General features: G+C 58.5%; 11 protein-coding genes. 5 read left to right on the top strand and 6 right to left on the bottom strand.

Translation table 11 applies throughout. The features are described 5' to 3' along the window. Positions 1 to 6: 6 nt before the first annotated feature. Complete coding sequence (locus OOT55_RS00395) at positions 7 to 741, top strand: DUF1499 domain-containing protein (protein WP_265367224.1); 735 nt, start codon at positions 7 to 9, stop codon at positions 739 to 741. 10 nt (positions 742 to 751) lie between these two features. Then, positions 752 to 1,231, top strand: coding sequence for a DUF6231 family protein (locus tag OOT55_RS00390; protein WP_265367223.1), 480 nt, complete (start codon positions 752 to 754; stop codon positions 1,229 to 1,231). A gap of 5 nt (positions 1,232 to 1,236) precedes the next feature. Here the strand turns inward: OOT55_RS00390 and OOT55_RS00385 are convergent, their stop codons facing one another. Further along, positions 1,237 to 2,493 carry a GGDEF domain-containing protein gene (locus tag OOT55_RS00385; protein ID WP_265367222.1) on the bottom strand — a complete coding sequence of 419 codons (1,257 nt, stop codon included), beginning with the start codon at positions 2,491 to 2,493 and terminating at the stop codon, positions 1,237 to 1,239. 160 nt (positions 2,494 to 2,653) lie between these two features. After that, positions 2,654 to 2,818 (bottom strand): hypothetical protein, encoded by a 165-nt coding sequence (locus OOT55_RS00380; protein WP_265367221.1) that lies wholly within the window; start codon positions 2,816 to 2,818, stop codon positions 2,654 to 2,656. 41 nt (positions 2,819 to 2,859) lie between these two features. Here OOT55_RS00380 and OOT55_RS00375 point away from each other — a divergent pair, with 41 nt between their 5' ends. Both OOT55_RS00375 and OOT55_RS00370 read left to right on the top strand, forming a co-directional pair. Beyond that, complete coding sequence (locus OOT55_RS00375) at positions 2,860 to 3,816, top strand: histone deacetylase family protein (protein WP_265367220.1); 957 nt, start codon at positions 2,860 to 2,862, stop codon at positions 3,814 to 3,816. Continuing rightward, entirely contained in the window at positions 3,755 to 4,366 is a 612-nt protein-coding gene (locus tag OOT55_RS00370; protein WP_265367219.1) for a MauE/DoxX family redox-associated membrane protein, read from the top strand. The genes OOT55_RS00375 and OOT55_RS00370 overlap by 62 nt, the downstream gene beginning before the upstream one ends. A gap of 29 nt (positions 4,367 to 4,395) precedes the next feature. Here OOT55_RS00370 and OOT55_RS00365 read toward each other — a convergent pair whose 3' ends face one another. The 4 genes from OOT55_RS00365 to OOT55_RS00350 all read right to left on the bottom strand — a co-directional run bounded on the left by OOT55_RS00365 (position 4,396) and on the right by OOT55_RS00350 (position 11,671). Next, positions 4,396 to 6,744, bottom strand: a complete 2,349-nt coding sequence (locus OOT55_RS00365; RefSeq protein ID WP_265367218.1) for a heavy metal translocating P-type ATPase — start codon at positions 6,742 to 6,744, stop codon at positions 4,396 to 4,398. 97 nt (positions 6,745 to 6,841) lie between these two features. After that, a complete protein-coding gene (locus OOT55_RS00360) occupies positions 6,842 to 9,319 on the bottom strand; it encodes a bifunctional acetate--CoA ligase family protein/GNAT family N-acetyltransferase (RefSeq protein ID WP_265367217.1) in 2,478 nt (825 codons plus the stop codon). A 52-nt stretch (positions 9,320 to 9,371) separates the two neighbouring features. After that, positions 9,372 to 11,111 (bottom strand): DUF2207 domain-containing protein, encoded by a 1,740-nt coding sequence (locus tag OOT55_RS00355; RefSeq protein ID WP_265367216.1) that lies wholly within the window; start codon positions 11,109 to 11,111, stop codon positions 9,372 to 9,374. Beyond that, a complete protein-coding gene (locus tag OOT55_RS00350) occupies positions 11,108 to 11,671 on the bottom strand; it encodes a LemA family protein (protein WP_265367215.1) in 564 nt (187 codons plus the stop codon). The genes OOT55_RS00355 and OOT55_RS00350 overlap by 4 nt, the downstream gene beginning before the upstream one ends. Before the next feature lie 896 nt (positions 11,672 to 12,567). Between OOT55_RS00350 and OOT55_RS00345 the strand changes: the two genes are divergently transcribed. Continuing rightward, positions 12,568 to 15,405 (top strand): LamG-like jellyroll fold domain-containing protein, encoded by a 2,838-nt coding sequence (locus OOT55_RS00345; RefSeq protein WP_265367214.1) that lies wholly within the window; start codon positions 12,568 to 12,570, stop codon positions 15,403 to 15,405.

The raw sequence follows: 15,405 nt of genomic DNA, 5'->3' as shown, positions 1-15,405 counted from the left end.
GGTTTTATGAAAAAACTACTCGGCATCATTGCTCTGCTCAGCGGCTTTGCGGCGCTGTTTCTGGTGTTTATCGCCGGCCCGAGCTTCCGCAATGGCTGGCTGGATCTCGGGCAGGCGTTTACCCTGTTGCGCTGGGGGGCCTATGTGGGCATCGCCAGCGTGCCGCTGATCATCGGCTACGCTATCTGGCGGAAACCGGAAGGACGATTCACCTCAGCGCTGGCGATTTCCGCCGTGGTGGGGCTGTTCAGTTTTTACCTGCCCTTCAGCCAGTGGCAGACCGCGCAGTCAGTGCCCCCGATTCACGACATTACCACCGACCTCGATAACCCGCCGGCGTTTGTGGCGATATTGCCCTTGCGCGAAGGCGCTCCCAATCCGCCCGAGTATGCCGGTGAGGACACAGCCAAACAGCAACGAGAAGCCTACCCCGATCTCCAGCCGCTGATTGTCGAGCAACCTGTGGATGACGTGTTCGAAGCCGCCAAAGCGGTCGTGGAAGGCCAGGCCTGGGATCTGGCCGGCGCCGAGCGACTCGACGATGGCAGTGCCCGGGTTGAAGCCACTGACACAACCCTCTGGTTCGGCTTCAAAGATGATGTGGTAGTCCGCATCCAGCCCCATGAGAACGGCAGCCGGGTCGATGTCCGCAGTAAATCCCGCCTGGGCCGCAGCGATGTGGGCGCCAATGCCCGACGCATCGAGCTGTTTATGGAAAAGTTGCAGGACGAACTCAAATAGGTCGGATCGTATGAAGACCAGCACGCAAGCCATTGCCGCCCTCGTTGACGCCTGCGAGCCCGACTCCATCGTCGCCATTGGCGAGCAGGCTCAGGCCATTGCCCAACGCTGGCACGATACCCACGGCCAGTGTCAACTGACCTATCTGGATGCCGCCGATACCGAACAGGGCCTCAGCCTGCCTCGTACCCAGGACCTGGCCCTGGTGACCGGCTGCCTCGAACACCTGAGCCACACGGCCGGCCAGACCCTCATCGGCCAGTTACGCAACTATGGTACCCGACAGATTGGCGTTCTGGTCGCGGATGACGCGGGCTGGACCCTCACCGACTTCATCGGCCTGGGGTTCCGTCGCCAGGCGCGTGTTGACGAAGACGGGAACGCCCTGACGCTCTACACCTATAACATCAGCAACTACAACCACAAGCGGGACTGGAACAATCCCCGCTTCTGGGCCAACCCGGAAATGTGGGGTAAGGCCTGGTGGTAGCTCCCCTACCAGGACACTTCTACCCGGTTGCGGCCAAACTCTTTGGCTTTATACAGCGCCTGATCCACCCGGTTGAAAATCTCATCCAGCGTTTCGCCCTGGCGTAGGGTGGCAACACCGAAACTGGCGGTAATTCGGCCGACCTGGTCAAACTCTTTCTCTTCCAGCAAGCCGCGTAGTTTTTCCGCCAGCCCCGCGGCCTCGCGCAGATCCGTATCTCGGCATACCAGCACAAACTCTTCTCCGCCCCAACGGGCAAAGAGATCGGTTCCACGGATATTATTTTTCACCAGAGCCGACAACCCGGTCAGCACCTGATCGCCCACAGCGTGACCGTAGTGATCGTTAATGGGTTTGAAATGGTCCACATCCACCATTACCAGCGACAAAGGCTTTCCTTCGCGACGCTCGATGAGCCCCAACGCAATGGCATCTTCGATCCCCTTGCGGTTAAACGCCCCCGTCAGGGGGTCCGTCTTTGACTTCTCTTCCAGAGTCCGGCTGCGACTGTCGAGTAGTTGATTGACCTGCATCAGCTCACGTTCGCGTGCCTGACGCTGATTCAGTTCCTGCTTGAGACGCCAGGTGCGCACGATCAAAAACAGCATGGCAAGGCCCAACCAGGTGCCGACTATACCCTGGTACCAACGCTCGCTGGAAATCACCTGGCCGGTAAACTCTATTTCAGACAGCGTGAATTCGTGCCTGCCTTCCCGACCGCGGGTACCGGTCTGCACATCAATCACGACGATATTATCAAACTGGGGCAGGGCCAGATTTGGCGGCAGGCGGTTGGCCTGAAACCACCAGTTGGCGACAAAAAAGTCCGACATGGACAGCTCGATCCACTGTCCACCCTCGGCCAAGTCGGCATTGAACTCGACCTGATTGTACTTTGTGCTGTCATTGACGTGCGGCTTACTGTAACGCGGGTCGTAGTTGCGCAGATAAAGCCGGATTGACTGGGTTGGGCCTTGGTAATCCATCCAGAAGCGGACCTGATCGAAGTTGCTCAGGTTCAAGCCACTTTCCCGCTCTTCATCCAGCACCAACTCGAAGCCGCAATACATGTAGGTGTCGCTTTCAACCAGATTACACACCCAGCTCATACCGTTCGGATCGGTAATTTCGGAGGTGGACAAACCACCATTACCAGAGTCATCGTATTTCGCCACAAAGCCGTCGTTGGCATCCAGGGTGATGCTGGTTTGCAGGAGAGGGCGTTCGGCGACAATCGCAATAATCGTGAATACTACCAACAAAAACAGAACGGCTTCTGTCCGAAAAAGGCTTCTTTTTGTTGGTTTCAGCGCTGTTGACGTCATATTCGAGCGGTTTTCCATGTTATTTTAGGACCGGACTCATATAGTCACTACAACCATAGCCGTTTTGTTGACTGCTTTACAAGCAGTTTTTTGACACCTACAGGGTAGCGGGTTTCATCGGAAATTGCTCCCCAACGGTGTCGTCGATTTCAACTTTTGTGACTTTGATCAAGCCCGAGCTGGACTCGGTGAGATCAACTGCTTTAGGATCAAAGCCGCTGGACCGCGCGGTATCGCTCACTCCCGGATCGCTCGCGGTCATCGTTTCGGCACCGCATGGGTGCCCAACCCCGGAGGCAATCCATGCTGGCGACCATCCTCTCCCATCCGAGCTGCCACCGCCACCGGATGCCCGCGGGCCACCCGGAGTGTCCCGAGCGTCTGGACGCCATCAACAATCAACTGTTAGCCAGCGGTCTGGACGGGCTGCTGATGCACAGGCAGGCACCGGCGGTCACGCGGGAGCAGTTGCGCCGTGTCCATGACGCCGGGTACCTGGACAGCCTGGCGGAGGCGGCCGGGACCGTTGCCGGCGATCAGATTCTGCTATTTGATACGGATGTGTATTTGAGCGAGGGCACCCTGGAGGCTGCCCGCCATGCGGCCGGAGCCGCTGCCTATGGTGTGGATCTGGTGATGGCAGGAGAGACCGATGCGGTCTTCTGTAACGTCCGCCCCCCGGGCCACCACGCGGAGCCGGACCGGGCCATGGGCTTTTGCCTGTACAACAACGTCGCCATCGCCGCCGCTCACGCGCTCACGCACCACGGACTGCAGCGGGTGGCCATCGCCGATTTCGATGTCCATCACGGCAACGGCACCCAGACCATGTTCTACGACGATCCCCGGGTGCTGTTCTGCTCAAGCTTTCAACATCCTTTTTACCCGGGCACCCCCATTGACGTGAAGCGGGACCATATCGTCAATGTGCCTCTGCCCGCCACCTGTCGCAGCGAGGAGTTTCAGGCGGCCATTTCCGAGCAATGGCTACCCGCCCTGAAACGCTTCCGCCCACAACTGCTGCTGGTCTCCGCCGGTTTTGATGCCCACGAGGAGGACGATATGTCCTCTATCAGTCTGACGGACCGTGACTATCAGTGGGTCAGTGAACAACTGCGTACCCTGGTGGACCAGAGCCGCGAGGCCGATAATCCGAACGATCACTGCCGGGGCATTGTCTCTACACTGGAGGGAGGCTATGCGCTATCGGCCCTGGGACGCAGTGCCGTGGCGCACATCAAGGCGCTGGCCAGGCTGTAACGGTATCGGCGGCTACGAGGAGTTGCGAGAGCACCTCGGTCTGGAGGTTGCCGGGGAAAAAGACGTCAGTTACAAACCCATCATTGCAATCTTCTCCACCGCGTTCCTGATGGCACTGGCGGTGGCCTGGGCAGCGCTCGACACACTGTGGTCGATTCGCACACTGGAGTGGTTTGTGGCCATTGCCATGTGTCTGCTGGGCTTGCAGAAGCTCAAGGATCTGGAAAGCTTCAGCACCATGTTCCTCAACTACGATCTGCTGGCCCAGCGCCAGGTGCGCTACAGCTACATCTACCCCTTTGCCGAAACCCTGGCGGGCATTCTCATGCTGGCCGGCGTGCTGATCTGGCTGGCCGCACCTGCGGCCCTGTTTGTCGGCACGGTCGGGGCGGCGTCGGTGTTCAAGGCAGTGTATATCGACAAGCGCGAACTCAAATGCGCCTGCGCGGGCGGCGATTCCAACGTACCGCTGGGCTTCGTGTCACTGACCGAGAATCTGATCATGATTCTGATGGGGCTGTGGATGCCCATCAAAATGTATCTGCTTTAGAAGCCTTGCATGATCGACGTCGCCATAGATCACGCGATCTTTTCGTGGTCGCCCCTCAATTTGACCACCCTTAAACGCAGGGCATTGACAATGACACTTACCGAAGACAGCGACATGGCCGCCGCCGCAAAAATCGGCGAGAGCAGGATTCCCGCAAACGGGTACAAAACCCCCGCTGCAATGGGCACACCGGCCGAGTTGTAGATAAAAGCAAAAAACAGGTTCTGCCGGATATTGCGCATGGTCGCCAGGGACAACCGATGGGCTTCTACAATCCCCATCAGGTCACCCCGCAGCAAGGTAATACCGGCACTTTCAATGGCGACATCGGTTCCTGTGCCCATGGCCACACCGACATCAGCCGTTGCGAGGGCCGGTGCATCATTCACACCATCGCCCGCCATCAACACCACGCGACCTTCGTCTTTCAGGCGCTGCACCACCTTGCCCTTGTCTTCGGGCAGCACCTCCGCCTCCACCTCATCAATATGCAGCTTTCGGGCAACGGCTTCAGCCGAGGTGCGATTATCCCCGGTCAGCATGACGACCCGGATGCCGTCTTTCTGAAGCGCGGCGATGGCCGCTTCGGTGGTTTCCTTGATCGGATCGGCAATCGCCAGTAAGCCACAGACTTTTCCATCAACGGCGGCAAAGATCACCGTCGCGCCATCTTTGCGCAGCCGTTCGGCCTCCTGATCAAAGTCAGCGGTATCGACCGTTTCCGATTCCATCAACAGGCGATTACCCAGCAATACCCGTTGACCCTCAATAGTGCCGGTGACCCCCTTGCCATTGGGAGAATGGAAATCGTCTGCGTCCGGCAGTTTCAGGCCCATGTCATTGGCTTTATCGAGAACGGCGTGGGCCAATGGATGCTCACTGCCTTTTTCCAGACCACCGGCGAAGCGCATCAGGTCCTCCTCGGTAAACCCCTCGGCGGGAACGAGCCGGGTCACCTGCGGTTTGCCTTCCGTCAAGGTGCCGGTTTTGTCCACCACTACCGTGTCGACTTTTTCCATACGCTCCAGAGCTTCCGCATCGCGGATCAAAACACCGCTTTGAGCGCCCCGTCCGACACCCACCATGATCGACATGGGCGTGGCCAACCCCAAGGCACAAGGACAGGCAATGATCAACACGCTGACGGCCGCGATCAGTCCGTACGCCATGGAGGGCGACGGGCCGAAAAGGGACCATGCGAGGAACGCAATGAGCGCGATCACAATGACAGCGGGCACAAACCAACTGGACACTTTGTCCGCCAGACCCTGAATGGGAGCGCGACTGCGCTGAGCACTGGCGACCATCTGCACAATCTGGGACAGCATAGTGTCACGGCCGACTTTATCGGCTCGCATGATAAAGCTGCCCTGCTGATTGATGCTCCCGCCAATGACCTGGTCACCCGCCTCTTTACTGACCGCCAGAGGTTCGCCGGTCACCATGGACTCATCCACGTTTGAGCGCCCCTCCAGCACCTCGCCATCCAACGGCACCTTGTCACCGGGGCGCACTCTCAGGCGATCGCCCACCTTGACCTGGTCGAGCGGCACATCCGCCTCGCTGCCATCACCGTCCAGCTTTCGTGCCGTTGCGGGGGCCAGATCCAACAGGGCCTTGATGGCTCCAGAGGTTTTCTCCCTCGCGCGCAGCTCCAGCACCTGCCCGAGCAAGACCAGCACGACGATGACCGCCGCGGCCTCGAAATAAACGGCAACCGATCCATCGTCCTGGCGAAACGCCTCCGGAAACACCTGAGGTACCAACGTGGCCACCAGACTGTAAATCAACGCCACACCGGTGCCGATGGCGATGAGGGTAAACATGTTCAGGTTGCGGCTGACGACGGATTTCCAGCCCCGGACAAAGAAGGGCCAGCCACACCAGAGCACCACAGGCGTGGCCAGTACCCCCTGTATCCAGTTGGACATCTGCGCCGGCACAATATGGTCAAGCCCGGTCAGGTGCCCCCCCATTTCGAGCACCAGCACCGGCAGTGTCAACACCAGGCCAACCCAGAACCGGCGGGTCATGTCCTTGAGTTCTTCAGAGGGCCCCTCATTCAGGCTCACCTGTTCGGGCTCCAGCGCCATGCCGCAGATGGGGCAGTCCCCCGGGCCCGGTTGGCGAATTTCCGGATGCATCGGGCAGGTGTACATCGTGCCCGGAGATATCGACGCCTCCCTCGGTGGTTGCTCTCCAAGGTATTGCTCTGGATTTTCATCAAACCGGGACTGACAGCGTGACGAACAGAAGTACCAGGTTTTCCCCCCGTGTTGGCTGCGGTGCTCCGCGGTGTGGGGGTCAACGGTCATTCCGCAAACGGGATCCTTTACGGCGTGCGGGTGACCCTGCTGGCTGTGCTGGTGTTCATTCATAGCAATCTCCCTTAACGGCAATGAACTCTGAATGGGTTCTCTGATTATAGTACTGAAGTGAATGAGCGCCCTGAGGATTGATTCAACCCCCGGAGGCTCAGTCAGGCACCCTCAACTCAATCTGCATCTCGACCACTTCCTCCTCCGGGTCATACTTCACCTGAAAACCGAGGCTTCGCGCCAGGCTGGCCATGCCCCGGTTTTGTGGCAGGGTCCACCCGATCAGGCGCCGGGCGCCCTGGGCGCGGCAGTGGTCCAACATTTTGCCCAGCAACAACCGTCCCAACCCCTGGCCTTTGAGATCACTGCGAATGGCGATGCTGAACTCCCCCTCGTGGTTATCCGGGTCCATCTGGGCCTGGACTATTCCCAGCGTGACCTCCTCGCCCCGTTCCTCCCGCTCGGTGGCGATAAACACCATCTCCCGGTCGTAGTCGATCTGGGTCACTCGCGCCATCTGTTCGTGAGAAAACTCCGACACCTCGCCAAAATAACGGTTGTAGCGATCCTCCCGGCTGAGGGCATGGTCGAATGCCTGCTGACGAGCCTCGTCCTCCGGGCGAATTGGTCTCAGGAGCACGGAGCGGCCATCCTTCAGTGTGACTCGTTGCTCCAGCTCTTTGGGATAAGGCCGGATAGCCAAGGGGCGCGCCTGCTCGGCCGGTGCAAGACGGGCCGAGACCTCCAGCGCAGTGTAGACGCCCTGGCACATCACCACCGGCTGCAGATCCAGGCTGGCCAACTCCGGATTGTCCACCACCAGTTGACTCACCTGGCTCAGCAGCAGACAGAGCGAGTGACGCTCCAGGGGCTGGTGGCGCTCGCGGATTTTGCCCTCGGCGAGTGCCTGAATCACCAGGTAGCGGGCCAGCGCCATATTCAATGGTGGCAAGGCCACCACCGCGTTGTGCTGCCAATCGGCCGACCCGCCCGCTTCCCCCAGAACAATCACCGGCCCGAACACCGGGTCGACCCGCACCTGAATTCGCAGGGCAATGCCATCCGGATACACCTGTTGCGCACTGTCGCCCACATCAGGGAGTCGGGTACGGATTCCGTAGGCACTCACCATCTCGGCCACCTCCGGAGCAGGCAGCTCAAACTGCTCCGACGCCAGTGCCCGCTCGATGATCTCGCGCACCGATACCGGGTGGTGAGGAATCAGCTCACTGACCGAGTCCGGCGTCTCCGACAGCAGCTTCTGGTTGCGCCGATATTGAACCCGGTACATAAAGGCCGCCACCGCACCCTCCGGAGTGCGAAACGAGGCGATACCCGCCTGGGCAAAACGCTCCCGGGCCGAATAGGCCGCATCTTCCCCCATCCAGTTCACCAGCAGATTGGGTTTGCGCCCGACGTGCGCCTCATAGGCCTGGAGTACGGCTTCGGCATAGACCTCGCCGACATGCAGCGCGGAAGGGGCGTGCATGACCAGAACGTTATCCGCTTCGCCGCTGGCCAAAATCGTTGCCAATGCCTGCCGGTACAGCTCCGGGGGTGCATCCCCCAGAAGGTTTACCGGATTGCGGGCCCGACCACCGCTGGGCACCAGGCGGCCGAGCGCCTCTTCGGTTTGCTCGCTGAGCGTCACCAGATGCCCACCACGCTGTACCAGCGCATCCGCCGCCATTGCCGCCGGTCCATTGCCGTTGGCCAGGATGACCAGCCGCTCACTGGTCAGCTCCCGACCGTATGCCAGAGTTTCCACCGCTGCAAACAGATCCCTCAGGTCCTGCACCCGCAGCATCCCCGCACGCCGGAAAGCCGCATCGTACACCCGATCCGAGCCGCGCTGCTCGGCGGGCACCCGGCTGACCGCATCCGACACCTCCCGGGCATTCCCGGCCTTGATCAAAAGAATCGGCTTGCCCGCAGCTGCAGCCCGGGCCGCCGACAGGAAAGCCCGCCCGTCGCGAATGGAGTCGATATACAGGAGAATTGCCCGGGTTTTGGGGTCGCGACCGAGGTAATCAATCAACTCATCAAAGTCGATATCGGCCCCGTCACCGAGGGCGATGAAATGAGAAAAACCGATGCGCCGCCGTTTCGCCCAATCGAGAATGGTGACGCACACACCCGACGACTGGGACACAAACGCCACCTTGCCCGGCAACGCATGGGTGTGGGCATAGCTGGCGTTCAGCCCGATGGCGGGCACAAACAACCCCAGACAGTTGGGCCCCAGCAGGCGCACACCCCAGTGCCGGGCAATCGCCAGCATCTGCTCCTGCAGACTGGTGCCCTGGGCGGTGTGCACCTCATCCAGTCCGGCCGCAATCACAATGACGCTGCGTGTGCCCTTCTTGCCCAACTGTTGAATCAAGGCCGGTACCCGAGCCGCCCGGGTGCAGATGATCGCCAGATCCGGCACCTCCGGCAGCGCCTCGATCGAGCCGTAGGCCAGCACCCCATTGACCGCCTGATACTTGGGTGTCACCGGCATGATCGGCCCGGCAAAGTTGCCTTGCAGCAGATTGCGCATCACGGCATTACCGGGGCGATTCGGCTTGTTGGAAGCACCGATGACCACCACCGAGCGCGGGTTCAGCAACTGATCGATCTGCTTGAGACTCATGGGGGCTCCGGTCGACCTAAAACCTGATCTTAGCGGTCTCGGGCGCTAACGGCTAGCGACCGCCTCCACCGCCGCCTCCGCCACCGCCACCGGAGAAACCGCCACCACCGCCCCCCGAGCTGGTACCGGGAGCGGCAGACGCGGAGGCGATCTGTGAGCTGAGCGTTTTGCCCAGGTCACTGCCCAGGCTAGCCAGCCCACCGCGACCAAGCGGACCGTGGTACCAATGCATGGCATGGGCCGCACTGGTGGCGGCCTCCGTTCCCACCGCCTTGATGAACTGGCCGGTCCAAGCCTCTTCGACCCCCAGGGCCAGGGCGAAGGGCAAGAGACTCTCATAACGCTCGGCGTTGAGCGGAGGCTCATCGGCGTTACGGTGTTCCAGTCCGGCGATTTCATCTCTGGAGGCCACCGACAGGTACAGTTTCAGGCCCTCGATATGATCCAGCAGTTTACGTCCTTGTTTAGTGGGGCGGCGCATCAGGTTGGCGAACACGCCATTGAGAAGAATCAACGCCGACATCAGCGCCCAGAACGTCATGGAGGCCAGATTACCCACCAACCAAAACGCCACCGCTCCCAACGCCACAGACGCAAGCGCGCCTTTGACGGTAATCCCCACGTTGTCGACAAAGTAGCGGGGCTTGAAGCGCTGCTTGAGTGCCCGCTGATGTTGGCTTTTCGCCTCACCCAAAATGGCGTGATTTGCCTGTTCGAGCGTTATCTGGTCGGCACCCACAAACAGTCGGGCGAAAAGGGCACGCTCCGCTGGCGAGAGTTCCACATCATTCGCCTCACTGAGTTTTTGCAATCTCCAGTTGTCGGAAAGCCACTTTTTGTCACGGTAAATCGCGAGCAACCCCTTCACGGACAAGTGCACCAGCTCCGCCGCGAAACATCGATCGTCGTAGCGTGCCTTGGCCAGGTAACGCAAACCACCGGGCGAGAAATCCTCGGGCGGGAAATAGCGCGCGAACACCGGACCCGTCTGAGGATCACGTCCCTCTCGGCGCCAGTGATGCAGATAGTAGCCCAGTATCGCCAGCAGACCGATCAGCAGGAGCAGCTGCGCCCGGTTGTCGGTCAGAAACCAGATGACCCTCTGCCCCGCGGAGGGTTCTGCCACCAAACCTTTTGGAAAGCCCACCACAATGGTCAGCCCCTCTCGCACACCCAGCGGCTGAGTGGTGGCAAACCGCACCACGCCCGGTTCAGTCACCTCCGCTTGGGCGAGCTGGGCCCGACTGCCCTGCGGGCCGGTATAAACACCCAACTGCAATTGACTGGCCGGCACCGGCTCGGGCAACTGCACCCGCGCCGAGGCCGACTCAATGTCAAAAATCCAACCGGTTCCGGTCACATTCCAGTAAAGCTCATCGTGCTGCTCGAAGAACCCCAACTGCCGGTTGGTGCGATAGCGAATCCGGTAGGTGGTGGTGAGCGGCGTCGGCAGGAAGCTGTCGTCGCCGGTATTGATTCGAATGCCGTTCGCCCGGTCTTCGGTAAACCAGGGCTCGGGTTTGCCATCGCGGGTGACACTGACCACTTCAAAACCAACGACCACACGGTCACCGCGACGGTCCCGATAGCGGGTTGGAAAATCCCGATAGAGGCCGCGGCGAATATTCCGGCCCTCGGCCCGCACTTCGATAGTCTCGGTCACATCGAGCGTGCCATCGGCCTCGACCACGATGTCTGAATGAAAATTCAGAATCCGCTCCTGCACTGACGCCGGCAGTACACTTGGCGCCAGGAAAAAAGCGAGTAACAGACCCTTCAAGAACGCTTTCATTTCATTCCCTCCCTGTTCACCGAAACCACGTCACGCTGATCCTCTGCTGCGCTGAAAAACTCAGCCGTTGAAAAGCCCGCTACTCGCGCAATCAGAAGGTCCGGAAACTGCAGCACCCGATCATTGAGGGCACGCACCGCACCGTTGTAAAACCGCCGTGCATACTGCAGGAGATTTTCGGTCTCCACCAGATCGCGCTGTAACTGGCTGAAGTTGCCATCGGCTTTCAGGTCCGGATAGCTTTCCTGGAGTATGAAAAGACGAGACAGCGACTGCTCCAACTCGTTCTCAAGGGCGGCGAGCTGACCTGGATGCTGGTTCTCGACAGCCCGCGCACGCAGCTCGGTCACGGCGGTCAAGAGACTGCGTTCGTGATCAGTGTAGGCCTGGACCGTGCGCACCAGTTGAGGAATAAGATCGTGGCGGCGCGCCAACTGCACATCAATATCGCTCCAGGCGGTACACACCTGGTTGCGCAGACGCACCAGGCGGTTGAAACACCACACCGCCCAGATCAGGACAGCGGCCAGGATCAACCCAAGCCAGAGGAAATCAGACATAGCGTTATCCTTTATAACCTTCCATAGCATCCCTTCGATGGAGCGGGACTGGGTATTACTATACCTGATCGTTGCTTGAGCGTGGTTCTGGACGGATCGGTGGATAACGGGCCTTTAGCCCTCCAAAATATCGGACCGATCCTCCTACGCGAACCGCGTCAAAGCGGCCTGGTTGTTATACAGAAGACTATCCGCATAGCGGACAGCCCTCGTCAATGCCGCCATAACCGGACTTGGAAACTTATCTAACCGATTGATTCAGAGAGATATTCATTGACTCAAATGATATCAATACGGTCTCTGATACACGCATGTTACTCAGAAGATTCATGGGGCAACCTCCCATTAATAATATATAAGACTTTTTTGGAATATTACGGCTTCCCACTAGAGTCTTTCGCACTAAATCTGCTCCTTTCATGGTCCAGACCGGAGTGACCACATACTTCAGAGCCCTTTGATGTCAGCCACTTAAAACATTATCGATATATTCTCCAAATCATTTCTCTAGAAAAAAGCAATTTCGCACCACGCACAGCAACGAAGCACGTTAGCGGCACCTTGAAATATCTATTATAGTAACACCTCGCATCTGGCAATATTCTCTGCCGCTGCACTTCTTGTCGACGTTAGCGACACTTCTAGCATCAAAACCATAATAGATGGAGGACACCCTCGTGCACATCAACGCTGGAACATTAACCCGCACCCAATGTGTTGGACTGCACCGATACATCAGTGCAGTTGCTCTTTTAACGATCACACTGCTAACCCTTCCTGATGCCCTAGCACAAGATCATCGCCCAAACCTTATAGCACTTTGGACTCTTGATGACATTTCCACCTCATCCACCGAGGTCAGCGACCGGTCGGGACAACAGCAGACGCTGGATATCGTGCAGTGGGGCAGCCTCACACTTGAAGATGATCAATCGCCCATCCCGGTGGAGATTCTGGATGACCCCAACGCCGCCTCCGACCGACATGGTGCTGTGCGCGGACTCAACCTGACGGGTGACGCACTCAGCGATGACCAGATACTAGAAACTGATTTTACCAGTACGCAAATGAGCACGGTCACAGAAATGACATTGTCCATTTGGGTACGCCCGGTCGACAACGACAAAGGTTACCTGATCTCGCTGCAAAACAGCGCCGGCGAGTGGATTGGACTCCAGATATACAACAACGAGCGCGTGCGCTTTTACTCCGAGGGCGACGGCCTTAACCGGATTCCCGGTTTTTCCACCACCAGTGTCGTGGCCTCGCCTAAGTTCAACCACATCGAGCGCGACAATGACATTACGCAAGGATGGATGCAAATCAGCGCGGTGATCAAAGCCGATGAGTACCTGCGCTTTTATCTGAACGCGGAGTTACTCGGTGAAGTGCCGGTGTCCGGTATTGATCTCACCGCGATTCGCACACTGCGCGTGGGACAAACGTTTGAGTCCACACCCACCCGTGCCCTGCAAGGCCAATTCGATCAGGTGCGCGTCTATACCACCGCCCTGAGCGGGGACGAGCTTCTGGCGGACTACATTGAGGATTCCACCCGCGGTCCCTGGGCCTTCGAGGTTACGCCACCACAGGATGCCAGTGGTCACACCGAAGGCGATGCCGCTGTCGATCTCGTTACGCTATACCTGGATGACCTGATTCCCGCCAACGGGATGCCATTCAACATCGCCGATGAAACGCCGCCCAGTGGCGAAGCCGGTGTAATGACCCACGGCGTGGCAAACCAGCAAGTCATCGCAGACGCGTTGAACGACGCCAGGAACAACAGCGCTTACGATGGCAAGATCGTGAAAATACTGTTTCCCGAGAACGGCGAGTTCTACGTGGGCGACAATCGCAACCTCTATGGCAACACCATTAATGTGGCCGGACAAACGGATCTGATCATTGATGGTAACGGCTCCAAATTAATCCACGCCGCCCGACGGGATATGTTCTGGCTGGAAAAAGACAGCGCCGGTCTCGGCAATGAGCGAGTGGAAATCCGGAATTTCACGCTGGATTTTTTCAATGAAGTGTACCCGTTTCAGACCAAGGTCAATGTGGAAAAACTCGGAAATTACGAGCTGGAGCTGACACCCGTGGCCGGCAGCGCCCGCGACTATCGAGATTACATTGACGAAATGGGCGCGATGGCAACCTGGGCCGCCCCGGACACGAGTTACAGCTTGAGTGCAGTGGGTCAGTATTCCGGCACGGGGTCTTCGCTGCTTCTGCCCTTTGCCAACCTTCACCCGCTCGCGAGCGGTACAGACAGCATTGTCGGCCCGCATGAGGAAGCCAATATCGGCAGCTACACCGTTCAGGTGCAGGCCAGTGGGTCCGCCATTATTGATCTCAGCGCCGGTACAGAGTTTTACGACGCCGTGGACCCGGATCTGCATTATCTGGTCGCCCACTACGGCGGGAAACGGGCCTTTTCACTGCAACATTCAAAACACGTGACACTCCAGAATATTCACGTTACGTCCAGCCCCGGAAACGCCCTGGCGGCCTTTGGCGGTGTGCAATATCTGAAAGTGAAGAATTTCAAAGCCACTCTGGACCCGAATGAGACCGACCCCAATGCCGTGGTGGCCACCAAGGCGGACGGTATCTTTTTGTTTCACAATCGCGGGCATTACCTGTTTAAAAACGTGGAGGCCATCGGCGGCACAGAGGATCGAATGGTCATTCGGGAATTGACGGGTTTCAACCCCAAGTATGTAGACACCCACACGCTGTCCGTTTGTTATGCCTCGAACCCTCGTCCCGTCGATCTGGCCGAAGTGGGCGATATCTATGAGTTGCGTGACCGGGACATGAACTTTCTTTGGCGCGGCACGATGGTCGGCAAAGAAGTGGTGGACAGCACACACCCGGAATGGTCGACCTATGGCACGGTGAACTACAGCAACGGCAGCACCACCGCACGCGCCTGTGCTCTGCTGGAATTCTCTACGCCCGTTCCGACCAATACCCCCTCCGTGTATCGGCACGATACCATGGTGCATCATTTTAATCCGAACGGCAGCCGGTTCAGCAGTAACTATGTCATTATCGGTTCAACCTTTGGCGAAAACCGCGGCAACGGCGCGAAGTTTTCTGCTCCTCACGCGTTGATCGCACACAACACGTTTTTCAACACCTCCCACCAAGGCGTTAAATTTCCCCTGATGATTGATGTAAAGGCGTGCTCCAATTCCTGGGGCAACAATGGCTCCGGGGCTCGCAACGTGATTTTCGATAATAACGTCATCGCGAACACCGGCCAGTGGATTCCCATTACCTCCCTGACGACTATGCCTCCTGCCGCCGTCAGTATTTTCACCAACCGCTACACACCGCAAAATCGTTACAGCCTTTTTTGTGGACGGGAAAATATCTCCGCCGGTGACAACCCGCTGGACATTCAATGGCAAAGTCATTTCATAATCAGTAACAACACTGTGGAAGACGCCAACTGGGGCGGCATTTCCGTGCAGTCCGCACGCGATGTTCTGGTACGCAACAATGCGCTGGCCCGGACCAACACACTGTCCTCCACCGCGTCCGGTCCCGCGGAGTACGGCGGTGCGGGTGCGATTCAGTTTACACACTCCCGTCAGGTCATAGGCTGGGATAACGACACCGATCAAATCGAGCCGGGCTTCCCCGACTTGTATCGACAAACGGGCACTGACCGCCATCTGGTGGACTGGATGGATGAGCCGTATCAGCCAGTGGTTCCATAA

Source organism: Marinimicrobium sp. C6131, from assembly GCF_026153455.1.
Taxonomy (GTDB): domain Bacteria; phylum Pseudomonadota; class Gammaproteobacteria; order Pseudomonadales; family Cellvibrionaceae; genus Marinimicrobium.
This window is presented reverse-complemented; position numbering and strand designations above follow the sequence as displayed.

Coding starts and splice junctions, on each gene's coding strand:
- OOT55_RS00355 (WP_265367216.1), bottom strand. CDS start 11,111: ATGAAAGCGTTCTTGAAGGGTCTGTTACTCGCTTTTTTCCTGGCGCCA.
- OOT55_RS00370 (WP_265367219.1), top strand. CDS start 3,755: ATGCGCTATCGGCCCTGGGACGCAGTGCCGTGGCGCACATCAAGGCGC.
- OOT55_RS00365 (WP_265367218.1), bottom strand. CDS start 6,744: ATGAATGAACACCAGCACAGCCAGCAGGGTCACCCGCACGCCGTAAAG.
- OOT55_RS00375 (WP_265367220.1), top strand. CDS start 2,860: ATGCTGGCGACCATCCTCTCCCATCCGAGCTGCCACCGCCACCGGATG.
- OOT55_RS00395 (WP_265367224.1), top strand. CDS start 7: ATGAAAAAACTACTCGGCATCATTGCTCTGCTCAGCGGCTTTGCGGCG.
- OOT55_RS00360 (WP_265367217.1), bottom strand. CDS start 9,319: ATGAGTCTCAAGCAGATCGATCAGTTGCTGAACCCGCGCTCGGTGGTG.
- OOT55_RS00350 (WP_265367215.1), bottom strand. CDS start 11,671: ATGTCTGATTTCCTCTGGCTTGGGTTGATCCTGGCCGCTGTCCTGATC.
- OOT55_RS00380 (WP_265367221.1), bottom strand. CDS start 2,818: ATGACCGCGAGCGATCCGGGAGTGAGCGATACCGCGCGGTCCAGCGGC.
- OOT55_RS00390 (WP_265367223.1), top strand. CDS start 752: ATGAAGACCAGCACGCAAGCCATTGCCGCCCTCGTTGACGCCTGCGAG.